General features: G+C 55.6%; 23 protein-coding genes. 7 read left to right on the top strand and 16 right to left on the bottom strand.

Annotation, left to right across the window (positions count from 1 at the left end; genetic code table 11):
• Positions 1-215 precede the first annotated feature (215 nt).
• Both ABD76_RS05685 and ABD76_RS05680 read right to left on the bottom strand, forming a co-directional pair.
• Positions 216-1,409 carry an MFS transporter gene (locus ABD76_RS05685; protein ID WP_197255008.1) on the bottom strand — a complete coding sequence of 398 codons (1,194 nt, stop codon included), beginning with the start codon at positions 1,407-1,409 and terminating at the stop codon, positions 216-218.
• Positions 1,410-1,424: 15 nt separating this feature from the next.
• The gene (locus ABD76_RS05680) at positions 1,425-1,874 is read right to left on the bottom strand and encodes a MarR family winged helix-turn-helix transcriptional regulator (RefSeq protein ID WP_242069395.1); all 450 of its coding nucleotides are present in this window, start codon (positions 1,872-1,874) and stop codon (positions 1,425-1,427) included.
• Between the two features lie 185 nt (positions 1,875-2,059).
• Here ABD76_RS05680 and ABD76_RS05675 point away from each other — a divergent pair, with 185 nt between their 5' ends.
• Positions 2,060-2,833 (top strand): MerR family transcriptional regulator, encoded by a 774-nt coding sequence (locus tag ABD76_RS05675; RefSeq protein WP_197255003.1) that lies wholly within the window; start codon positions 2,060-2,062, stop codon positions 2,831-2,833.
• A gap of 48 nt (positions 2,834-2,881) precedes the next feature.
• Here ABD76_RS05675 and ABD76_RS05670 read toward each other — a convergent pair whose 3' ends face one another.
• From ABD76_RS05670 to ABD76_RS05650, 5 genes are all read right to left on the bottom strand, one after another.
• The gene (locus ABD76_RS05670; protein ID WP_197255001.1) at positions 2,882-3,205 is read right to left on the bottom strand and encodes an AzlD domain-containing protein; all 324 of its coding nucleotides are present in this window, start codon (positions 3,203-3,205) and stop codon (positions 2,882-2,884) included.
• Positions 3,196-3,918 (bottom strand): AzlC family ABC transporter permease, encoded by a 723-nt coding sequence (locus tag ABD76_RS05665; RefSeq protein ID WP_197254999.1) that lies wholly within the window; start codon positions 3,916-3,918, stop codon positions 3,196-3,198. The genes ABD76_RS05670 and ABD76_RS05665 overlap by 10 nt, the downstream gene beginning before the upstream one ends.
• Positions 3,915-4,751, bottom strand: coding sequence for a TrmB family transcriptional regulator (locus ABD76_RS05660; protein ID WP_197254997.1), 837 nt, complete (start codon positions 4,749-4,751; stop codon positions 3,915-3,917). Before ABD76_RS05660 ends, ABD76_RS05665 begins: the two co-directional genes overlap by 4 nt.
• A gap of 174 nt (positions 4,752-4,925) precedes the next feature.
• A complete protein-coding gene (locus tag ABD76_RS05655; protein ID WP_197254995.1) occupies positions 4,926-5,252 on the bottom strand; it encodes a ferritin-like domain-containing protein in 327 nt (108 codons plus the stop codon).
• Entirely contained in the window at positions 5,249-6,007 is a 759-nt protein-coding gene (locus tag ABD76_RS05650; RefSeq protein ID WP_197254993.1) for a DUF1836 domain-containing protein, read from the bottom strand. Before ABD76_RS05650 ends, ABD76_RS05655 begins: the two co-directional genes overlap by 4 nt.
• A gap of 259 nt (positions 6,008-6,266) precedes the next feature.
• Here ABD76_RS05650 and ABD76_RS05645 point away from each other — a divergent pair, with 259 nt between their 5' ends.
• Positions 6,267-7,562: a hemolysin family protein gene (locus tag ABD76_RS05645; protein WP_242069394.1), complete on the top strand. Its 1,296-nt coding sequence runs from the start codon at positions 6,267-6,269 to the stop codon at positions 7,560-7,562.
• 156 nt (positions 7,563-7,718) lie between these two features.
• Positions 7,719-8,369, top strand: coding sequence for a TetR/AcrR family transcriptional regulator (locus ABD76_RS05640; RefSeq protein ID WP_197254989.1), 651 nt, complete (start codon positions 7,719-7,721; stop codon positions 8,367-8,369).
• A gap of 54 nt (positions 8,370-8,423) precedes the next feature.
• Here the strand turns inward: ABD76_RS05640 and ABD76_RS05635 are convergent, their stop codons facing one another.
• The 4 genes from ABD76_RS05635 to ABD76_RS05620 all read right to left on the bottom strand — a co-directional run bounded on the left by ABD76_RS05635 (position 8,424) and on the right by ABD76_RS05620 (position 13,121).
• Complete coding sequence (locus ABD76_RS05635; protein ID WP_197254987.1) at positions 8,424-9,524, bottom strand: ABC transporter permease; 1,101 nt, start codon at positions 9,522-9,524, stop codon at positions 8,424-8,426.
• Entirely contained in the window at positions 9,521-10,243 is a 723-nt protein-coding gene (locus ABD76_RS05630) for an ABC transporter ATP-binding protein (protein ID WP_197254984.1), read from the bottom strand. The genes ABD76_RS05635 and ABD76_RS05630 overlap by 4 nt, the downstream gene beginning before the upstream one ends.
• Positions 10,244-10,404: 161 nt before the next feature.
• The gene (locus tag ABD76_RS05625; protein ID WP_197254982.1) at positions 10,405-11,889 is read right to left on the bottom strand and encodes an oligosaccharide flippase family protein; all 1,485 of its coding nucleotides are present in this window, start codon (positions 11,887-11,889) and stop codon (positions 10,405-10,407) included.
• Between the two features lie 83 nt (positions 11,890-11,972).
• Entirely contained in the window at positions 11,973-13,121 is a 1,149-nt protein-coding gene (locus ABD76_RS05620) for an amidase domain-containing protein (RefSeq protein WP_197254980.1), read from the bottom strand.
• Between the two features lie 182 nt (positions 13,122-13,303).
• Between ABD76_RS05620 and ABD76_RS05615 the strand changes: the two genes are divergently transcribed.
• Positions 13,304-14,098, top strand: coding sequence for a divergent polysaccharide deacetylase family protein (locus ABD76_RS05615; RefSeq protein ID WP_242069393.1), 795 nt, complete (start codon positions 13,304-13,306; stop codon positions 14,096-14,098).
• A gap of 86 nt (positions 14,099-14,184) precedes the next feature.
• Here the strand turns inward: ABD76_RS05615 and ABD76_RS05610 are convergent, their stop codons facing one another.
• Positions 14,185-15,351 (bottom strand): AI-2E family transporter, encoded by a 1,167-nt coding sequence (locus ABD76_RS05610; RefSeq protein ID WP_197254978.1) that lies wholly within the window; start codon positions 15,349-15,351, stop codon positions 14,185-14,187.
• A 265-nt stretch (positions 15,352-15,616) separates the two neighbouring features.
• On the opposite strand from ABD76_RS05610, the gene ABD76_RS05605 reads away from it, so the two are divergent.
• Together ABD76_RS05605 and ABD76_RS05600 are read left to right on the top strand one after the other, a co-directional pair.
• Positions 15,617-16,306 (top strand): response regulator transcription factor, encoded by a 690-nt coding sequence (locus ABD76_RS05605; protein ID WP_197254976.1) that lies wholly within the window; start codon positions 15,617-15,619, stop codon positions 16,304-16,306.
• A 57-nt stretch (positions 16,307-16,363) separates the two neighbouring features.
• Positions 16,364-17,791 (top strand): sensor histidine kinase, encoded by a 1,428-nt coding sequence (locus ABD76_RS05600; protein ID WP_197254974.1) that lies wholly within the window; start codon positions 16,364-16,366, stop codon positions 17,789-17,791.
• Positions 17,792-17,858: 67 nt separating this feature from the next.
• Here ABD76_RS05600 and ABD76_RS05595 read toward each other — a convergent pair whose 3' ends face one another.
• The 4 genes from ABD76_RS05595 to ABD76_RS05580 all read right to left on the bottom strand — a co-directional run bounded on the left by ABD76_RS05595 (position 17,859) and on the right by ABD76_RS05580 (position 21,047).
• Complete coding sequence (locus tag ABD76_RS05595) at positions 17,859-18,281, bottom strand: C40 family peptidase (RefSeq protein WP_242069398.1); 423 nt, start codon at positions 18,279-18,281, stop codon at positions 17,859-17,861.
• A 384-nt stretch (positions 18,282-18,665) separates the two neighbouring features.
• The gene (locus ABD76_RS05590) at positions 18,666-19,523 is read right to left on the bottom strand and encodes a protein phosphatase 2C domain-containing protein (RefSeq protein ID WP_197254970.1); all 858 of its coding nucleotides are present in this window, start codon (positions 19,521-19,523) and stop codon (positions 18,666-18,668) included.
• A gap of 194 nt (positions 19,524-19,717) precedes the next feature.
• Complete coding sequence (gene clpP, locus ABD76_RS05585; protein WP_197254968.1) at positions 19,718-20,293, bottom strand: ATP-dependent Clp endopeptidase proteolytic subunit ClpP; 576 nt, start codon at positions 20,291-20,293, stop codon at positions 19,718-19,720.
• A 16-nt stretch (positions 20,294-20,309) separates the two neighbouring features.
• Positions 20,310-21,047 carry an RNA polymerase sigma factor gene (locus tag ABD76_RS05580; protein WP_197254966.1) on the bottom strand — a complete coding sequence of 246 codons (738 nt, stop codon included), beginning with the start codon at positions 21,045-21,047 and terminating at the stop codon, positions 20,310-20,312.
• Positions 21,048-21,273: 226 nt separating this feature from the next.
• On the opposite strand from ABD76_RS05580, the gene cdaS reads away from it, so the two are divergent.
• A complete protein-coding gene (cdaS, locus tag ABD76_RS05575) occupies positions 21,274-21,912 on the top strand; it encodes a sporulation-specific diadenylate cyclase CdaS (protein WP_197254963.1) in 639 nt (212 codons plus the stop codon).
• Positions 21,913-22,255 lie beyond the last annotated feature (343 nt).

The raw sequence follows: 22,255 nt of genomic DNA, 5'->3' as shown, positions 1-22,255 counted from the left end.
ATGAGGAGCGTCGATTTTCAAATCATTCACGCATACCCTCCTCCCCTTCTCTTTGTCCTCTAACTATACCCCCGGACGGGATCATTCGCCAGCGGGCCCAGGCGGATCCACCGGGCCATCCGGACATGATCGCCGCATAAGGCAAAAAAGCCGCTCCGGAAAAGGGCGTTGTCTTCCGGAACGGCTTCCTTTGGCAAAGATGACAGGCTGTGCGCTTACGCCGACAGATCCGCTTTGCTCCGCTGCCTCATCGCTGCCGCCTGCGCCATCGCGTAGACAAACAGGAACAAGATCATGAAGCCGGCGGAATACCGGTACATGACGGCATAGCCCGCAGCGGCCGAGATAGCCCCCAGCAGAAGGGCTCCTGCGGCGACCCCGAGATCGGTCGAGTTGTAGAACATGCTGTTCGCCATGCCGTATTGCTCCTTCGGCACGAGCCGGATCATCCAGGCTTGAATCGTCGGCTGAATCGCCCCGAACCCGAGCCCGTACAGCAGGGCGGATACGATCAGCAGCGGGATCGAGGCCGTATACGACAATATCGCCAAGCTGGCGATCACACAGACGGCCGCCGGGATCAGCACGGCCGCATGGCCTCTGCTGTCGAAAACCCGGCCGGATATCGGCCGGATCATGATGATCGTGACGGCGTTGAACAAGAAGAACAGCCCGACCTGCTCCAGATGCACCGCTTCGCCGAACAGGGCAATGAAGCCGAGCAGTCCGCTGTAGGTAACGGACAGAATCACATTCAGCAGAGCCGGGAACAGCAGCTTCGGATTGAAGGGCCCCTTCTTCCGGGACGCCTCTGCTGCCCGGGGAGGCCGGCGTTCGGGCGGGATCGAACGTGTCAACAGCAGAATCGGAAAAATGAGCGCCACGGTCGCCGTTCCGATCATGGCGAGCGTGCCAAATCCGGCTTGCTTCATGACATTGAGTCCGATCATCGGCCCGATGGACATGGCAAGGCTGGTCGATAACCCGAAGTATCCGATCCCTTCACCCATCCGGGGCAGCGGAATAATCTGGGAGACCATCGTGGGGATAATGGTGCTGCCCATGCCGAACCCGATGCCGTATCCGACCCGCATCAGCAGGAGGGAGCCGACGGAATCGGCCGCGACATAGAGGGCGGTCGTGACCGCGGCGGCGGCAAGGCCGATGTACAAGATGACGCTGCGCTTCATCCTCCGCATCAGTGCGGCCGTAATGAAGCGGGTCGCGATCGCGGAGGCCGCGAACACACTGGTGACCAAGCTGACGGTCACATCCCCGGCATGGAATTCATTTTTCACATACGCGGGAAAGGAAGACAGCAGCATTTGCAAATTTAGAAACAATAAAAACGAACAAATCGTTAACGAAAGGAACGATTTGGTCCAAAGCGGTGTTGATGGTTCCTTCATCAAGTGTCTCTCTCCTTATTCTCTGTCTGCTAATTCGTTCACATGGCTGTTGACGCGGAGAAGAAGCTCGATGAGCCGTTCATATTCCTGTTCCGACATACACTGCTTGATGTCGTGAATCATTTGCTGCTCGATGGGCGATGTTTGCTCGATCAGCGCCTTCCCCCGCTCGGTAATGCGGACGAGAAAGGAACGGCGATCATGCTCTCCCGGTGTCTTGAACACGAATCCCTTCGTTTCCAGATGATCGAGAATCCGCGTCGTCGTCGGCTTATCCTTGCCCGATCGCTCGGCAATGTCTTTTTGGATCAGGCCGTCGGCCCGGCTAATCTGATACAGGATGGTCCATTGCTCCGGCGTAATGTCGTACTTCTTCAAGCGGTGCTGGAACAGGGTCGACACCTTGCGGTAGGTCATGCCCATCACGAAGCCGATGGAACGGAACAGACGGTTCTCTTCGGTCAATCCGGCAGCCTCCTTTCGATCATGAAAATTCATGCAGTTGTCTAAACAACTATATGCCTGACAACTACAAATGTCAAGGGAAATCCCGCGGCCCCTGCCGGCGATATGTCATAAACGGGACTTGAAACTGACGCAGCGTCATCTTGTATAATAAGGAGACATCATCCAATGAAGGTGGGATTATCGTGATTCCGATTCAAGAGGTGACCAAGACGACCGGCATTACCGTCCGCACGCTCCGCTATTACGACCAAATCGGGCTCTTGAATCCGGCGGGGAAGACGCCCGGCGGGCATCGGCTCTATTCGGATGAGGATTTGATGAGATTGAAGCATATTCAATTTTTGAAGCAGATGGGTTTTCGCTTGCAGGAGATTGATGAGATGCTCGCCATCCATGACCTGGATTGGTCGGCCAGTCTGAACAATCAGTTGGCCTATGTGCTGGAGGAGCAAGAGAAGCTGAAGCAGATGGAAATACATCTGCGCGAGCTCATTCACAGCATGGCTGTCGAAGGAGATGCGAAGGGCAATGCGATTCAGAAGCTGATTCAACTGTCCGGGCGCAGTCAAGAGACACGCCGGAAATACCGCAAGCTCCTCTTCCAGGAGCATGAGCAGAAGCTGATGTCGCGCCTGCCGCGAGTGGATGGCAGCGATCCCGATTCGCTGGAATGGCTCGGGCTTATCGCCCAACTCCGCAAACATATGGATACGGGACCGGATTCGCCTCAGGTGCAGCGTATTATTCGAAGAATTGCCGAGAAGACCGAGGAAGCATTTCCGGGAGAAGCGGAATTTCTCGATAAGCTATGGGAAATCCGGAAGTGCCCGGAGCAATCCGCGCAGGTCGGGATGTATCCTCTGGAGCCTGAGCTGCTCGAGCTGTTCGAAGAGGCGTATAACTTCTTTCTCGCCAGCGAAGACGCCCGGCAGCCGAAGCAGGAGCCCGGCGCATAAGCGGCGAGCGGCCTTGTGCGCTCGCCGCATTCCCGCGGCCAGCTCTGCCTACAGCAAGGAGGCGGCATAGCGGAGCAGCGCAACGGCTGCCATCCCGGTAACGACGGTAATGAGCAGGCTCCGGGTGAAGTATGCGGCGGCGAATGAGGCCGCCGCGGCAATGAGCGGCAGCAGGAAGCCGCCTTCGCTGCCCACGAACACCTCCTGAGCCAGCAGCGCCGACATGACCGCGATCGGGATATGGCTCAGCCAATTCTGTCCCCATTCCGGCAGCGGCTTCTTGCTCAGGACGATAAGCGGCAGCACCCGCGGTATCAAGGTAACGAGCGCCGCGCCCGCCAGCATCAAGAGAAAACTCCATCTTACTTCCATTTTTCTATCCACACCCCTACGCTTGCCGCGATAATAATGGCGATTAAGACGCCTGCGCTCTTGGACAGGAACATCGTGCCGGCAATGGCTGCCGCCACGGCGCAGCCTGCGACCGCCAGATCGACCCGATACTTGGACCGTTCCAGCAATTGCAGCATGAACAGGCCGATGAACATGGCCGGCAGGGCAAAATCCAAGCCGTACTTCTCCGGCGCGGCGATCCAGTGTCCGAATATGCCGCCGGCGAGATTGGCGACGAGCCAATTCAGATAAGCAGTCACATTCAGTCCGAGCATCCACGGGAAACTTCCCTGCGTCCGCCCCGTCAGCTTCGTCACGGCGACGCCGAAGGTCTCATCGGTCAACTGGGATCCGATCAGAATATTTTTCCAAGCCGGCAGATGGCGGAAATAAGGCGACATCGCCGCGCTCATTAACAGATGGCGCAAATTGACAAAAAATACAGTAAAAATAATGGCAAACGCGGGGCTTCCGGAGGCAAGCATGCCGGCAACGATGAATTGAGCGGAGCCCGCATACAAAAATAGGGACAGCAGGGCGATTTCGGCCAAAGACATGCCTGCCGTCTTCTCCACCACCCCCGCTGCAAAGCCGATGCTCAAATATCCCAACACGGTGGGAAGGCAGTCCTTCACCCCCAGCAGAAACGGTTCGCTCCTCGTTGCAGGCGCATTCACATATTGTTGGTTCATGGCCCCTCCTCTGTCCGACCTTGCTCTCCATACCGTTGTCCGGTAACGACATGGTAGAGCGCAGGATGATTCCGCCACAGCGCATCCAGCTTCTCCGCGCCGAAGACGGCCGTAATCTCTTCAATCATGATGTCATGCCGGATATACTCGGTCGCCACCAGCACGAGCACCGGGTCATGCGTCCGGACCGCCCAGGAGGCGGCGTCGCCGGAAAAATTCGCGATGAGCACCTCCTCACCGTCACGGGAGACGATGGTCAAGCGCCCTCCCGCCCGATCCTTGACCACTTCCGGCGGCATATAATCGTGATGGAAGGTCGTCCCGATGCGGGCTTCCGGGGCTCCGAAGAGTACGGAAAACACCTGGACTCCGTCCCGAAGATGCGTGTCCACCGCTTCTTGAACGACGGGCACCTGCGGCTCCCAGACGGACAGCCACAGCTCGTCCTCCGCCCTCCCGATCATGTCGGCCATTTCCTTCAGCACCAGTTCATCGCTGCGGATATGCCAGATGACATCCATGTCCCGCTCCCGCTGAAGCAGCGGCAGCTTTTGTTCCAGCAAAGAAAAGGATTGCTCAAATTGGTTCCGCAGCCGATCAATGAGCTCGCTCGAAGGGACCGGTGAATATTTGACCGGATCGGAAGGCACGAGATGAACAGCCCCCTTGTCCATCAATTTCCCCAGCACCTCGTATATCATCGAGCGGGGCACGCCGGATCGCTTGCTGATCTCATAGCCCGTCACCGGGTGAACCTTCAACAGCCCGATATAAGCTTTGCATTCATACGGAGAAAAACCGAGCTTCTGCAGCTCCTTGAATACCTCCTCCATGCGGCACATCCCTTCTTTTGGATTAACATCTCCTTACGGAGTTATGTATCTAACTACTACCAATCGCGAAAAGAAAAACGGCTCAGCGCAGAGCGAACCGTATTCGGCCACCCTGGCCGCGTCGTTAGATTACTACTTACTATAATGCCGCTTTCTCATCCTGTCAATGGTCCCTCACTTGACATTGACCGTGAATAAATAATTGTACTTCGCGGAATGCCTCAATTCGTCGGTAATGATCTCGAACAGCATATCTCTATATTTGCCCTGCGGCAGGCAGCGCCGAATATCGCGATAGTTTTCGACGGCCTTCAGTTCGCCGAACAAGGCTTGCTTCAGCCCTTCCGTATACGATTGCGGCATGGCGAACGCTGCGCCGTCTGCATTCTGCGCCTCCCGCCCCGTAAAGTCGCGGTAAATCTGACGGAACATGCGGTTATGCTTGCGCTCGTCATCCCGGATGGAAGCAACGATCTCTTTCTCCTCCCGGGATGGCTTCACGATTCGAATTGCAGGAACACGTTGGCGGTGTAATACCGCTTCGCGATATCCTGCAAGTAGGAGGCCTGGACAGACAAAACGGCGATGACCAGGCAGTTGCTGACTGCCTTCCGGCAGGAATCCGATAGCGCCCACTCTTGCGCCTTGCGGTCGGCCGTCGTCTTGACGAGCTGCTCCAGCAGCGCATCCGGAGCGGCCCCGGCCGAAGCATGTCCCGCCACGTCGAACAACTGGTCATTGTTCGCATCCAATTCCTCGAACATGCCGGCGTACGCATGATAGACCTGAATCGGCTCGATCCCTCCGTGCCGTTCTTGGAACAAGGAATCGAACAGGGTGCGAATCGATACGAAATCGAGCGTGCACTTCAAATCGTCGATCATGAACATGAGCGCCGCTTGATTTACCGAGTATTTGCGCCCCTCCTTAATACTGGCGAAATGCTCTTTGAAATCGCGCTTCACCCAATTCTGAATCGATGTAATCGAAATGTTCGAATGCTCTATTAAATGGCCCAGATCTGCGATTTCTTGGAGCGAGAACCCGGCAAACGGCTGGCCCTGAATCAATTTCTTGATAATATGCGGCATATCCAGCGACAAGATCGCCTGCATCGAAGCCGCCGCCGCTCCCGCGCTGCCGTGACTATGCGTCCATGCGGCCTGGAGAATGGCCAACGGCGACTGGCGCTGCCCCCCTTGCAGCGAGAGCAACAGAGACGACATTTCTTTGCGGGTCAGCGTGAAGGACTCCATCTGCTCCCCTCCTTGCCTTGCAAAAGTTCATATGAACCTAATATAGCACTGTTCAAAATTGCTTGTAAAGAGCCGAAAAACGAAGGGAATGGCATCCCGCGCGCCCCTCGATGGACGTAAACCGGACCGATTCCCCCCAAATGAGCCCTGCCGCCAGTTGTATATCCAAGGTAAAGTTCGTAAAATTAGTTCATAAGAACTTAAATCTGATGATAAAGGGATGAGACAACATTATATGGGTATAGGATTGAATCTATTCATGATTGCCGTACTGATTATGCTGACCGCGTTCTTTGTGGCGACGGAGTTCGCTATCGTGAAGCTGCGTTCCAGCAGAGTGGATCAGCTTGTGCTGGAAGGCCATAAGAAAGCGCTCGCCGTTCAGCAAGTCACTAGCAACATGGATGGATATCTGTCAGCCTGTCAGTTGGGAATTACGATTACGGCGTTAGGACTCGGGATGCTGGGCGAGCCGACCGTGGAAGCGATGCTGCTCCCATGGTTGACGGACATGAATATCAGCGGCAATGTCAGCCATGTGCTGTCTTATGCCATTGCGTTTTTGTCCGTGACCTTCCTCCACGTGGTCGTCGGCGAACTCGCGCCGAAGACGCTGGCCATTCAGAAGGCCGAAGCGATCACCTTGCTGGCGGCGAAGCCGATCATATTCTTTTACAAATTGATGTACCCATTCATCTGGCTTCTCAACGGCTCTGCGAACCTGCTGATCCGGACATTCGGGCTGAAGCCGGCCAGCGAGCATGAGGAAGCCCATACCCAGGAAGAGATTCAGATTATCCTGTCCGAGAGCCTGCAGAGCGGGAAAATCAACAAGGCCGAATACGGCTATGTGAACCGCATCTTCGCCTTCGATGAGCTGTTGGCGAAGGAGATTATGGTTCCGCGTACGGATATGGCCTGCGTATATACGAACTATTCGTTGGAGCAAAATCTGGAGATTATCCGCAAGGAGCAGTACACCCGCTTCCCGGTGGCGACCGGCTCCAAAGACAACATCATCGGCATGATCAACACGAAGCAGTTATTCCTGGAATATGACCGGGAGAAGGAATTTGATTTCCGAGCATTGATTCACCCGATTCTTACCGTGCCCGAGGCGATACCGGTCAAGACCTTGCTGACGCGGATGCAGCAGGAAAATATGCATATGGCCCTGCTCGTGGATGAATACGGCGGAACATCGGGGATTATTACGATAGAAGATATATTGGAAGAAATCGTCGGCGAGATTCGGGATGAGTTCGATACCGATGAGCGCCGGGAAATCGAAGTGTTGGATGAAGGATGCTATCTGCTTGACGGCCTTGTGCCGCTGCACGAGTTCTGCCATTTGACCGGACTTGAGATCGAGAATGCGGAAGTGGACACCTTCGGGGGCTGGATATTCAATCATTTCACCGAGCTGCACCGCGGCAAGGAATTGCGTTGTAAGCATGTCCGCATGATCATCCGCGAGATGAGCAAGAACCGCATTCGCCGGATTGAAGTCATTGTCGAGGACAAAGTGGAAGCAGCAGCACCAGTACCGGAATAGCAGGCGCCATTGGCCCTAATCATGGGACATGCGCCATAATCTCGCCCTCTCCCGAACGGAAGAGGGCGCTTCTGCAATTAACAATCCTATTGCTTTGTGATAAGCTAACGGTAACGTGACACGGAACGAAGGAAATAAGGAGTTGCCATTGAACCTATGACCGAGCCTTGGATTGAAGAGCTGCTGGACGCCGATGCCAATGCGAAGATGACCGAGAAGCAGGAGCGGATCGTGAAGGCAGCGATTGAGGTTTTTGCGCAAAAGGGCTTTGCCGCCTCCTCGACGAGTGAGATTGCGCAGCGCGCCGGCGTGGCGGAAGGCACCATCTTCCGTCATTACAAGACGAAGAAGGATTTGCTCCTCTCCATCGTGGCCCCTTCCATCGTGAAGCTCATTGCCCCGTTTGTGCTGCGCGAGTTCAAGGACGTGTTGGACACGGAATATGAGAGCTACGATCAATTTTTGCGGGTCTTCATCGAGAACCGCATCGATTTTTTGCATCAAAATATGAGCTTGGTCCGTATTGTGCTGCAGGAGCTTCCCTTCCACCCCGATCTGCAGGCCCAACTGCAGGAGATTATCGTCTCCCAGGTGAAGGAACGTGTCGAGAAGATCATCCGCCGCTTCCAGGCCGAGGGGAAGCTGGTCGAGCTGCCGACCGGCACGGTTATCCGGCTCACGGCTTCGGTCATTATCGGATATGTGCTGGCTAGATCCCTCTTTATCGAGAAGGAGCAAGCAGAGTGGAATGACGAGCAGGAACGGGAAGCCACGATTTCCTTCCTGATGAAGGCGCTGACCCCTTGATCCAAAAAGCAAGCCGCCGCAGATACGATCCGCAGCGGCTTTTCCCGATTCCATTTATATTTTGCGGTACTTCCGCAGCACGGCAATGTTCAGCACGATGAAGACGAGCGCGAACCCAAGCAGCACGACAAGATCGAAGTAAATATCAGACAGTCCCATCCCTTTATACATGACAGCTTGCAGCGCATCCCCTCCATAATACATCGGCATAATCCGCGCAACCGCCTGCAGCCAATCCGCCATGCCGTCCACCGGAAAAATGCCCGCGAAGAAAACTTGGGGAACGACGACGAGCGGAATGAACTGCACCATCTGGAATTCCGAGTTGGCGAAGGCCGACAGCAATATCCCCAGCGATAAAGCGACCAGCGCGAGCAGCAAATTAATGAGAATAACGATCCCCAGGCTGCCCGCCATCACAATTCCGAGCACCTTGACCGAATAAAAGACGACGATAAGCGTCTGAATAACGGCAAACAGTCCGTAGCCCAACAAGTAGCCGAATACAATCTCGCTGCGGCGAACTGGCGTCGACATCAGCCGGTCCAGCGTGCCGGTCGTCCGTTCCCGCAGCAGGGCGATTCCCGAGATGAGGAAGACAAAGAAGAAGACGAAGAAACCGACAAGTATCGGACTTAACACATCAAAGAACGAGGTCTCGGCATCGCCGTACATATAATCGATCGCAAGCTTCGGTTCGGCTTTGCCGACAGGGCTCGCTTCCGGAACCTCAACCTTTCCTTGCACCAAGTGAGCCAGCCGTTCCGCTTGCTGCTTCGCCGCCTGTGCCGCCAGCGTCTGCATCACCTTCATCTGCAGCGCTTTGGCGGAGGCCGGATCCTCATTCCGCAGCGTAAGGCCGGCCTCCTCCCCTTGCCACTGCAGCACGCCGTCGAGATCCTCATCGGCCAGCAGCTTTTTCGCTTCGGCTTCGCCAGGATAGACAATCGGTTCGATCTCCATCTCCCGCAGCGCCTCCACCGCCGCTTCATCCGCGCCGATCACCGCAAGCTTCGGATTCGCGCCGGAATCGCCGGTGAACAAGAAGTGAACGAGCGTCAAAATAAGCAGGGGCGCCGCCATCATAAGCGCCAAGGTCCGTTTGTCGCGCATCATCTGCTGGCCAATCCGTCTAACCAGGGCTCCCATTCTCATGCGTCCCTTCCCCCTGCCTTAATAAATATTTCCTCCAGGCTGTGAATGCCGAAGCGGCCCTTCAATTCAGCAGGCGAGCCGCAGGTCAGCATGCGCCCTTCCCTCATCATCGCCAGCCGGTCGCATTTTTCCGCTTCGTCCATGACATGCGTCGTCACCAGTATCGATTTGCCTTGCTCCTTCAGGCGGTACAGCTCATTCCAGATCGATAATCGGAGCTCCGGATCGATGCCAACCGTCGGTTCATCGAGCACGAGCACCTGCGGATCGTGAACGAGCGCAATCGCCAGCGACAGCCGGCGCTTCATGCCGCCGGAATACGCCATCACTTTTTTGGTCAAATGGGGAGTGAGTTGAACCAGATCAGCCGCATAGGCAATCCGTTCTGCCCGCTTCTTTTTGGAAAGGCCGAAGAGGGTTGCGAAAAAATCCAGATTCTCCTTCCCTGTCAGCTCCGGGTAGAGGGCGTCCGACTGGGCCATATACCCGATTCGCTGCAGCATCCCCAGGTTCGGTATCCGGACGCCTTCGACCTCGATCTCCCCCTGCGAGGCGGAGTCCATGCCGACGATCAGCTTCACCAGAGTGGTCTTCCCTGCCCCCGAAGGGCCGATCAACCCGTAGATCTCTCCGTCGGCCACGGTCATATCCACATCAGCTAGAATGACCTTCTTGCCATATCGCTTGCTTACCCGGTGGACGGCAATTGCGTTTCTCAAAGGATTCACCATCCCTCCAATAATATGAGTGAGTGTTTACTCACTTTTATTATACCAACTTTTCTCCTTATGTAAATCCATTGTTTCATCTCCCTGGCAGCCCGGACGAAGTAAAAGAGCGTCCCCTTTCCCGCCGGAATGAAGTCGTTCGCCGTGAGCATTTAATTCATGAAGGACTTTGCCCGCACGAGGAGAACGCTCCCCGCTCCGAGCCAATAGATCAGCATATGGCCCACCGCCGGCCACAGCGATGCCGTCCCTTGACCTGATGGAAAGACGAACAAGAAAAGGACTAAACTCAGGAGGCAAAATAACGCTTCCCACCCGATCCATCTCCAGGCGAACAGATTGGCCCGCATTCGATGGAGCGCGTAGAGATTGCAGAACACCGCGACCCCTTCCAGCGCCAGAATGCCAATAGACGCCGCCTCATATCCGAATCCGGGTATGGCCAGCAGGAAGAACAGCAAGGCCGTCGAGAAGGCGATTCCGTTCAGCAGGCCCATGAAGGGAACATTTTTCTTCTCTTGGGTCCATAAAATACTCGTCGTCAACTCGCGAATACCGACGATAAGCGGGAGAACCGCGAAGTAGCGAATCGGTGCCGCCGCCTCGGGGGTATGGAACAACAGATGTGCCAACGGAGCCGCGAATAACAACAGAAACATGCCGCTTAACAAGCCCCATGTCCAGCAGAACTGAAGCATCCTCCGGACCATGACACGGTAGGCTCTCAACTCTCCCTGCTGAAAATAAGAGGCCAGCTTCATCGTCATCGTATACGAGATGGCGGCCGTTACGATCGTCGGCATATAAGCGACGATGACCGCCATTCCCGTAATGACGCCGTAAATGGATGTCGCTTCCGGGAGGGTGTAACCCGCTGTCTGAAGCCGGCGCGGAATGAGCAGCGAATCGATGAAATCCGAGGCGGGCACCAGCAGCCTCGTGAAGCCAATCGCCATCGATGCATGGATAATCGAGCGGACTTCGCTCCGGACCGGCGAACGGGATTCAATAGAGCCTGCGGGAAGGGATCGCCTCGCCGCGACACAAACCAGAAGCAGCAGGAAGGCGGACATCGCTCCCGCCGTCGTTCCCGCCAATCCGGCCCCCAAAGCGGTGGCCGTCCCTTCGGATGCGAACAAAAGGACAAGAATCACCAGCGACCCGACGCGGACGGCCTGCTCCGTTATCTCCGAAAAGGAGAGTGCTCCGTACCGCTCCGTTCCTTGCATATACCCCCGGAGGAGTTGCAGCATCGGAACGGCCAGCAAAGCAGGAGCCAGGCAGCGGATCGCGGCTTCCACATCCGGGTTCCCGAGAAGGGCGGCAATATGTTCGGACTGCATATACATCAGGAGGCTGGCAGCGCCACCGGCCAACGCGAGGAGTACGGAGAGCGTGCGAAAAGCGGCCCACCCTCTGGCCGGATGCTTGGCGGTAAATAAGGCCAATGCCGTAGGCAGCCCTCCGGTAATGATCATGAGAAAAATACCATAGCATGAATAGGCGAGCTGATATAATCCGACGCCCTCGGCGCCAAGAAAGCGGGACAGCGTCGCTCTCCCCGCTAAGCCAATGACCTTGCCGACGAGGATAGCGCCTGTCCGCAGGGCAGCCGGATTCATGACTGGCAGCTTCATTTTCCATCACCCGACCATTCCAACCTTGTCCTCCCATTGTATGATTGGACGGGCCGGGTTATGTTCAACAGACGGCGCTTCGATTAGTCGCGGATATGGATCAACAAGTAATTCGTATTCCGATCCCAGCCCAAGTCGAAGGGAACGCGGTACCGATCGGCGGTATGCGAGTTAACCAACGGATAGCCGAAATCATCGAATCCGACGACGACCGAGAAATGATCCACATCGCCGTTAAAGTCGTAACCGATCAGATCCCCGGGCTGCAGCTTTGCAATCGCTCCTGCCGGATGCTTTGCGGACGGCTTGACGATATCGCTGAATTTGCCTTTGGCGATCATCTTGCCATAACCGCCGTGCAGCAGGAAATTTTTGAAGGCATCGGTTTGGACCCATGTCCGGGATCCCCCGTTGAACATAAAATAATGCCAGCCGCCTCTCATTTTCAAGCCGCCGCCTTCCTGCGGATCGCCGATGCATTGGGAGGCGAAGTTGGTGCAGTCGCCGCCAAGGCCTGTATAATCCCGGTACTTCGGGTTATATCGGTGCTTGTTGCCCGCTCCCCAGGCGGCTCCAGCGTATTTATTGGCATATTCGACGGCTTTCTGCCGGTTATATCTCGGCTTGCGCTTCGTATCCGATTGCGCGGAGGGCCGATCGGCATCATTGGATGGCTGCTTCAGCTGCGGCTGCGGTCTTAGCATCATATCGTCGGACTCGGGAATGAGCTTCGGGTTCTCCTCCAGCGGGTCCAGGTACCATTCCCGCAGCACCTTCCACTGGCCGTCCTCCTTCGTCAGCGTGATGGCATGGCGGGTGCCGATTCCGAACGACTGGGGCCGAACAACGCTGTGTGTATAGATATAATCCAGCCGCAAAGATTCGACGATGGAGGCGGTTGCCATATTTCCCCTTACCTTGGCCCGAATCACCCGGACATCGCTGTCGGCGTGAGTGAATTCCACACCTCTTCGTTCAGCCCATGCATGAATATACGCGGCTCGCTCCACTTCATGTCGAAGCGCGTGCCGGCTGCTGCCGGAGTCGGCGTAGTGATGACGAGTCGCTTGTTCCTGCGGATGTATCAAAAATTTCGTCCTGTCCTGGAAAAGCTGCTGGATATAGCCTATCACGTCTTCTGCATCCTTTTCGCTGGAAGAAGCGGCCTCTGCAACCGCCGTAATCCATATGCAGCATAGCGACAGCATGATGAACATCGTTTTCCTTACCATTTCGCATCTCCTTGGCAGTATTTCTTACATCTATTGAGGGAAGATCGTATTTGCACTGCCTTTAAGTTCTCCATACCCGTTGTTTTGATACCCCTTGTTTTGATGCTGCGAAAAAATACCAGACTGAAATTTGTAAGCCTACGCAACCTAGAAAGGAATGTACCGATAGGATGTGTGAGTTGATGAAACGATTCCCATTAAATGCGGCAGGCTGCCGGTACATCATAATGCTGGCGCTCATTATCTGCCTCCTCCCCCGAACGGCAGCGGCCAATCCTCAGAAAACGGCCGTCATCGTTATCGATGATTTCGGCAATAACGGGCGCGGAACGCAGCAGATCATGGAGCTTCCCTTCAAAGTGACCGTCGCGGTCATGCCATTTTTGAAGTATACGAAGAGTGACGCGCAACGGGCGCATGCGGCCGGTCATGAAGTGATCGTACACATGCCGATGGAAGCCTTGGCAGGCAAAAAAGCTTGGTTGGGGCCGGGAGCGATTACGATCGATCTGAGCGAGGACGAGATTCGGAGGCGGGTGCATGCCGCGATCGACGATGTGCCCCATGCGGTCGGGATGAACAACCATATGGGCTCCAAAGTGACGGTTGAACCGAGAGTGATGCGAATCATATTGGAAGCATGCAAAGAACGGAGCATCTATTTCCTGGATAGCCATACGAACTATCGGAGCGTCGTCGCCAAAGTGGCAAAAGAAGTGAATATTCCCTCGATGGAGAACCATATTTTCCTGGATGACGTTCACAAACCGTCGGCCATTAAGAAGCAGTTCATGCGGATGCGGGCGCATTTGAATCACCACAATACATGTATCGCCATCGGGCATGTCGGAACCGCGGGACATATTACGGCAGCTATCCTGAAAGACCAGATGCTAGAGATGAACGAGCAGCAGGTTGCGTTCAAAACCGTATCGGAGGTGCTCCCGCCTGCCGTTCCCGTCCTCCCTCATCCATAGCCTTCGCCGATGCATCGTAGACCAGTCGCCATGATGCGCACTGGTCTACTTCTGCCGGCGGGGATGGCGTGCCGCGTGAGGACCGGCTACCTCTTAACGGTCGGATCCGATCCCGCAGGAGGCCCGTCGTACAGATGCGAGCGGGCTTGGAACCAGCGGAACAAGTGCGTCGCCACGACCTTCAGCACCGCATATCCGGGCACGGCCAGGATGATGCCGACGACGCCGAACAGATTGCCAGCGGTCAGAATGACGAAGATAATCGTGATCGGATGAATCCGCAGCGTTTTGCCCATAATTTGCGGGGAAATGAACTTGCCTTCGATCAACTGGACGACCGTCCAAACCGCAATCATCTTCAACAGCATGATCGGCGAAGTAACAAGCGCCACGATGAGCGCGGGCGTAATCGCTATCGCCGGCCCCAGATAAGGAACGATGCTCGTGCAGGCCGCAATAATCGCCAGAATAAGCGAATAATCGAGGCCGATAATGAGATAGCCGATGTAGAGAAGCATTCCGATACAGCAGCTGATAATAATCTGTCCCCGGATATAGGAGCTGATCTGATGATTCATCTCCGTCATTACCTGATCGGTCTGCTTGCGCAGCGCTGTCGGCACGAACCCGAGAATATAAGAAGGGAGCTTCTTCCCATCCTTCAACAGGTAGAACAAGATGAACGGCACGGTCACCAAGGCGAGAATGGTCTCTGTCACCGCCCCGACGAATCCGCCGATGCTCGACCATGTGTTATTCAACAGGCTGGTGGCGCGCTCCGTTATCGTATTGATCAGCTTCGATGTATCGAGATCGATGGTCTGCTGGAAGCGCTGAACATAATCGCTGCCGATCAGGTCCGTCAACAGCGTCTCGATATGAGCCGAGAAAGCCGGGAAGTTCGAGACCAGCTCCATCACCTGATGGCGGATGACCGGAATCACGGCCAGGACGACGATCGTAAGCAGTCCCAAAATAAGGAGATAAAGGAGCAGGATCGTAATGACCCGCTTCACTCCTTTTTCCTGTAAATAATCTACGATCGGGTTAAACAAATAATATAACACGCCTGCCAGAATGACCGGCAGCAGGACGGTTTTGATCAAGACCAGCACTGGATGGAAGACGAACGAGATCTTCGTCAGCAGGAAGATGTTGAGCCCGACCAGCAGCATAATCAGCAAAAACAGCACGAAGCGGTTGTTTAAAAAGAACAGTTTGAACTTGCTCATCCTCGATTGAGGTTGATCCATATGCATACCCCCTTCTCCACTCCATATCATGGGTTCATCTTCTTTTTTCTCATTTTAGCATAATGATTTCCCGAATCCTAACAACGCTGCAGACACGGGAACGCCTCCCTTTTCTGCAAGTTTTCCGCCTTCCCGGCATGCGGATTTCCGCTCTGTCTCTTATCGTTATCCTCCGCCCTTCGATGCTTTTTCTTTCGGTTCGGGTCGGCATGATTGCCGGCGGTCCGGACATAATAAGGGCAAACAGGGGAAATGTGGTGATGCCATGACAAGCACTTCGATTCTGCTCGTGGAAGATGAACATAATGTATCTGAGTTCCTTCAGTTGGAGCTTCAGCATGAAGGCTACGATGTGACGGTTGCGCAGGACGGGGAGCAGGCGCTCGACTATTTCAAGCGGCAGGAGTGGAATCTGATCCTCCTGGATTGGATGATTCCCCGTCTCAACGGCTTGGAAGTGTGCCGCCGCATTCGGAAGACAAGCGACGTGCCGATCATATTGCTGACGGCCCGGGATTATATCGGCGACAAAGTCGCCGGCCTCGATACCGGGGCCGATGATTACATTACGAAGCCGTTCGAGATCGAGGAGCTGCTGGCGCGAATCCGGACCGTATTGCGCCGTCACCATCCGTCATGGCATGCCGCGGCGCCGGAGTTGTACCAAGTCGACAGCTTGACGATCGATGTGAAAAAAAGACTGGTCACGCGCGAGGGCGAACAGATCGATCTGACGCAGCGGGAATTTGATCTGCTTCTTTATTTAACCGAGCATCAAGGCGAAGTCGTCAGCCGGGAGCAGCTCCTCTCCGACGTGTGGGGCTATGATTTCGCCGGCGAGACGAACGTGGTCGACGTCTATATCCGATATCTTCGCAACAAGCTGGATCGAACATACAAGCCGAAGCTCATTCATACCGTGCGCGGAGTCGGCTATGTGCTGCGATCGTCATAGGACGAGGCTCTGCCGACTCGGCCAAGGCACGCGCCGCTGCAATGGGAGGTCGTTCCGATGAAGTCTTTCTTTTCCCGCCCCAAAAAGCCCTTCCGTTTTTTGCCGGACACCTTAATGTTCCGCACCACCATGTTATATGTGCTGAGCTTGCTTGGGGTCATCGTCTGGATCGGGCTGTTCATCATGGGAACCGTCAGTCATACCGTCATTCAGGATACGCGCCGGGAGCTGACCGCCGTCGAGCTCAAATTAATCGATACGCTGGAGACGCCCGCAGATAAGCAGTACCAGGATATTCTGGATGAGATGCTCTATCCCGATCATGCGAATTATTACGTACAGGTTATCGAAGCGTCCGGCCGGGTCCTGGCCCAATCCCGGGGATGGTACGAAGCTTATGATACGGATCAGCAGGAAGTGAAGCTGAACTGGGTGGTCGATACGTTGAAGTGGAACGCGAAGAGCGGGCTGTTCTTCCGGGATCAGCTTGTATGGAACCCGTTGGGCGGCGGAGAAGGGACGATTCATATTCGCGTTCAATTGAACAATGTCGAACGCCTGCTTCAGATTATGGTGCAAGTGCTGTTCATCACCGGACTGATCAGCTCCACCGTCGGATCGCTATTGATCTACCATGTGACGCAGCGCAATCTGTCCCCCTTGTTCGCGATCACGAACGCCGTCCGGCGCATTCAGGATCATCCGGATCTCAAGCACCGGATTCCGTTGCCGGATACGCCGCGGGAGCTCAATGATCTGGCCCGCACGCTCAATCATATGCTTGTGCAGTTGGGAGAACAGGTAGACCGGGAGAAAAATTTCGTCTCGGATGCTTCTCACGAGCTTCGTACCCCTCTAACCGCCTTCCGGGGGTACGTCAAGCTGCTGAAGCGCTGGGGAACGAGCAATCCGGATGTCCTGAACCGCTCGCTCGAAGCGTTGGATCAGGAAAGTCAGCGAATGCAGCGCCTCATCGCGCAATTGCTCACCCTGGCCCGGACGGGCAGCATCACGCCGAGCCGGGAGCGGATCGATCTCTCGGATACGATACATCAGGCCATCCATCAGCTCTGGACCGAGGATCGCGGCATCACGCTCCGCGTCAATCTGGACAAGGACGCATACGTGCTCGGGGACGGGGACCAGCTCCGCCAGGTCGCCATCATCCTGATCGAGAATGCCATCCGCTACACGAACCCGGGAGGCTGGATTCGGGTGGAGGTGGCGCGGAACAAGGAAAGCGTATGCTTCTCCGTCGCCGATTCCGGCATCGGAATTCCTGCCGATGAGATCGGCAACGTATTCGATCGGTTCTACCGGGTGGACAAAGCGCGATCCAGAGCGACCGGCGGCACCGGGCTCGGGTTGTCTATCGCCAAGCAGCTGGTGAACAACCACCAGGGCAGCATCGAGGTGGATAGCCGCCTCGGCGAAGGAAGCACCTTCAAGGTATGCCTGCCTCCCGCTCCGCAGCAGCGGCATTAACACGCAATAAGGCCTCCTAAAGACACGAGATTCGTATCTTCAGGAGGCCTTATCATAGCTTGTCCGGTTACAGGACGCGGCGAACCCCCGTTACGCGCTCGCCCCATTTTCCTTTCAGACTGGAGATCGTAACGCCCGGTTTGCCGTAAGTATGCAGGATTTTCCCATCCCCGATATAAATCGCGACATGGTGAACCGGGGTGTAGAAGAACACCAAATCTCCCGGCTTCATCTGGCTCTTGCTTACCTTCTTGCCGACCTTCGATTGCTGCTTCGAAGTACGCGGCAGCTTGATGCCATGCTTCTTGTATACATATTGAACGAATGAAGAGCAGTCGAATGCGCTCGTAATGCCGGACTTCGCCCCGAATTTATATCGAACGCCCATATATTTTTTGCCGGTGGCAATGATGCTTTTCGCCTTGGCGCTGCTCGTGGCGGCGGAAGCGGCACTCGCCGGCTGCAGCGGCATCATGACACTCGCCGACATCAGAAATGAGACGCTCAAGCTGACGCTAATCAGAATTTTACCGAACTTGGCTGGTTTCAATGAAATACATCCTCCTTCAAATCGGGTTAGGCACATCACCTGAAACCACCATAACATATAATTTTTTTACATTATTTTCTTGAACATGAAATGTAATCGGTCCCCGTTGCGTTTGCGCCGCCCGATGAGAAACGGATTAGACTTTTCTCATAAAACTCCTCTTGACAGCTCACCCGCTCCCAGACATGACAAAACCGCCAGAATGCTTCTGGCGGCCAGTCGTGCGCGGGTTGCCGCGTTGCAGCCGCGCAAGCCCAGGATTTGCGCCCCGGTCCGGTATGGCGGACGGGTCGCGGGCAAGCAGGCTCTCTCATTTTTCCCTCATCATTTCTCACAATGAACATTCGCGGCCGCGGGATCCGTCCAAACGATGCCGGTTTTGTCATCGGATATTTTCAGGCGCGGGCAGGCGGCGCAATCCGAATCCGCCTCTTCCCTCTCGATAAGCCGCTTCGCATAAGCTTCCAGACCTTGGCGGTCGATCGCCTCCAGCATGTGCGACCACGCTTGGTCCTCCGCCTCCATGCCGTGGAAAAACCCGTCCGTGACCGCATAGATCGCCGTCAGCCCGGAACGGCTGATGCGCCCCGTCTCCATGCCTCGCCCCAATTCCGGATCACCGTTCAATACGGCATATCCGCCGCGGGTATTCGCCCTGAACCGATTCTCGCGCTGGAACGGCAGCAAATAGCGAAGAATCTCCGCCGGTTCGCGAATGCCCAGATCCAGCGCCTCCTGGCGCTTCCGCAGCAGGGCGCGATCGAACCGCGCCACTTGATCGTGCGTCAGCCGCCGATAGGTGCCATCTTCGTATTTGGCGAAGAGCATGCAGTCCCCGGCCTGAACATATTCAATCCAGTCTTCGCGCACGCGGAACAGAGCGAATGCCGCGCTCCACCGCTGCGCCTTGTCCGCCATATCGATGCCGGCTTCGCTCATCCTGTCCCGCAGCGCTGCATTTGCCTGCATCACCATCTGTTCCAGCGGCATGCCGTCTTCCGCCTCCATCGCGTGAGCAGCGAGAAGCTGCGCCGCGAGATAACCGCCCGTATAACCGGCTTCATCCCGATAACCGATTAGAGAGGTCGCTCCATCGACCACGCCGTACACCTGATTCCGCTCGTTCGCGACCAGGGCATCTTCATTCCATATTCCACTGCCTTGCAGATGGCAAGATTGCATCGCCGAACTCAACTCCCATTTCACCATAGTCAAATGTGTGTTCGAAACGCTTCCAATCCTCTCCATCATAAAATCCTTCGCCTGCTCCCGCAAGGCCTGCGCATCGCCGCAGACAACAAGAAGCCCCTGACACCCGGGACGATAGAGATTGCCGTCTCCACACCGGTTCCAAGGGCTTCGCCGCCTGCGCTCCGCTAGGCAATGATCTTGTCGATAATCCCGTACGCGAGCGCTTCCTTCGGATCCATGAAGCGATCGCGATCCGTATCCTGCTCGATCCGCTCGATCGGCTGACCCGTATGCTCGGACAAAATCCGGTTCACCTTCCGCCGCGTGCTCAGTATCCACTCGGCATGGATCTGGATGTCGGACGCCTGCCCGCGTACCCCGCCAAGGGGCTGGTGAATCATCACTTCGCTGTTGGCGAGCGACATCCGCTTGCCCTTCGCGCCGCCGGTCAGCAGCATCGCCCCGAAGCTGGCGGCCATGCCGATGCAGATCGTGGACACGTCCGGCTTGATGAACTGCATCGTGTCATAGATCGAGAACCCGGCCGTCACAGAGCCTCCTGGACTATTGATATACATCTGGATGTCCTTATCCGGATCCTCCGCTGCCAGGAACAGCAGCTGCGCGACAATCGAATTGGCCATCTGATCCTCAATCTCCCCGGATACCATCACAATCCGGTCCTTCAGCAAACGGGAATAAATATCGTAGCTGCGTTCTCCCGCCTTGGTCTGCTCGACCACATACGGTATAAAATTCATGCGAATGCTCCTCTCGTCAGGCCGCCATCCTCCAAGAAGACGAACGGACGCCGTTGGTAAGCATTCCCTGACCGCGGCAAGCGCGGCCTCCCAGGACGGCATGCAGAGAGACGACGGGCTCGACTGCGCCCTGCAGCCCTAATTCGACGAGGCGGGCGGCGTCTCCGCTGCGGAAGGCGGACAGATAGTCCTTCAGCAGCCGGTCATCCATCCCTTCGGGAATGGAAAGCCGTTCCTCCTCCGCCGGGAGCACGGTCCGCAGGACGGTTCGGGCGCGATGCAGCGCCGACTTGACCGCCCCTTCCGTCGTATGGAGCAGAGCGGACGTCTCCGCCGCAGAATAGCCAAGACCTTCTCTCAGCAGGAGCACGGTCCGCTGGAGCGGCGACAAATTGGCCAGCAGCAAAGACATGGCTGCTTCCAGCTCCATCCCGGCATCGGGATCCGGAAATTCGATGAGGTCCTCCAGCGTCTGCAGACGCTGCAGGCGCTGCGCGGTTCTATCTTTACGAATGCGATCGATCCAGGCATGCTTCGCCGTCCGCAGCAAATACGCTTCCGTCTGAAGCGGCTTGCCGCCCGAACGCCGGAATACGGGGATCGCCTTGAGGCAGGCATCCTGCACCAGATCCTCCGCATCCCATGGCGAGCCGGTCAGGGACATGCAATATTTCCGCAGCGAAGGCAGCGCCTCCAGGATAGCATCATGCGCCTCGCTTGCAGAAGAGGTCAGATCGGATTTCACAAAGGCCATGGAATGGGGCCCTCCTTTGCTAATTCCTTTCGTTTACACTACGTAAACGGCCGAATGGCCAAAAAGGATACGCATCTTTTGAAATAAAATTATCATATCATGAGCTTGTATGGAAATCGGCGGGCGGGCGTTACGGGTTGGCTTTGATGAACTTTTCTGTATAAGGAGCTACGGGAAGGTTTACATTAACATTAAGAAGACAATCGGCAAGACAAGGAGCCAGGAAATGGACACGGGAAATTGCGATCTATCCATCGTCAAGCAGCAGTTGAAGGAGCAGCTCAAGCAGCTCTCCGATGATATCCGGCAGAGCCTGGAAGTATTCGACGAATCAGACAACTGCATGCTCGGCCAGTTCGAGCAGTTCCGCAAAAGCATTATTGCGCTTGAATCGACGGCGGCTTCATTTTATTTGAACTGTTACCTATCCCCCTACACCGACAAATACGCCGAGCTGACGCTGAGCATCCATCATTTGTCGCAGCGAAGACTTGGAGCGCTGATCGTCGTGCAGCGGCAGGACTCGCTCGACCATCTAATCCAGCCCGGGACGCCGATCGGCGCGACCTTGACCCACTCTCTGCTCGAGTCGATCTTCATCTCGGGCAGCCCGCTTCACGACGGCGCCGTCATTATCCGCGCGAACGAAATCCTGTCGGCAGGCAATATATTGCCCCTCTCCCGCTCGATCCCTCCCGGCTCCAAATTCGGCACGCGCCACCGGGCCGCGGCGGGCTTGAGCGAGCGGAGCGATGCGCTCGTGCTTGTCGTCTCCGAAGAATCGGGCACCGCTTCCTTCGCGCTGGGCGGGCGTCTGTATCCCATCTCTTCGCTTATCCCCGCGGAGAATGCGGCGGAAAAGTGATGAGGAAGCGAAATCCTGCATAGAAGCCACTAGCGTTGCATCAATCTTTTTACGAAAATTTTCACCCTATAATTCTCTATATTTGTAACTTATTGAACTATATTCGTGGACAAAAATAAAGAAATCTCCTATTGTTGAGTTACCCTAAGCGTTATCCATAAAACGCCTCAACAAAGGAGATTCCTATGGATAACGTACCGAATCAAAACGTCATTTGTCAATGCCTAAAATGGTTACATGTGAATTCCACTCGAGATAAGTCATTGGACTACCGAGCCCAAAAGTTGTTTGTCGGCGCTTCGACACTCTTGTTTGTAGAGGCACAGCTCCAGCAACGAGACTC

It is taken from the genome of Paenibacillus dendritiformis, assembly GCF_015845845.1.
Classification (GTDB): domain Bacteria; phylum Bacillota; class Bacilli; order Paenibacillales; family Paenibacillaceae; genus Paenibacillus_B; species Paenibacillus_B dendritiformis_C.
The sequence above is the reverse complement of the archived record's forward strand: the minus strand, read 5'-3'. Positions and strand labels throughout refer to the sequence as shown.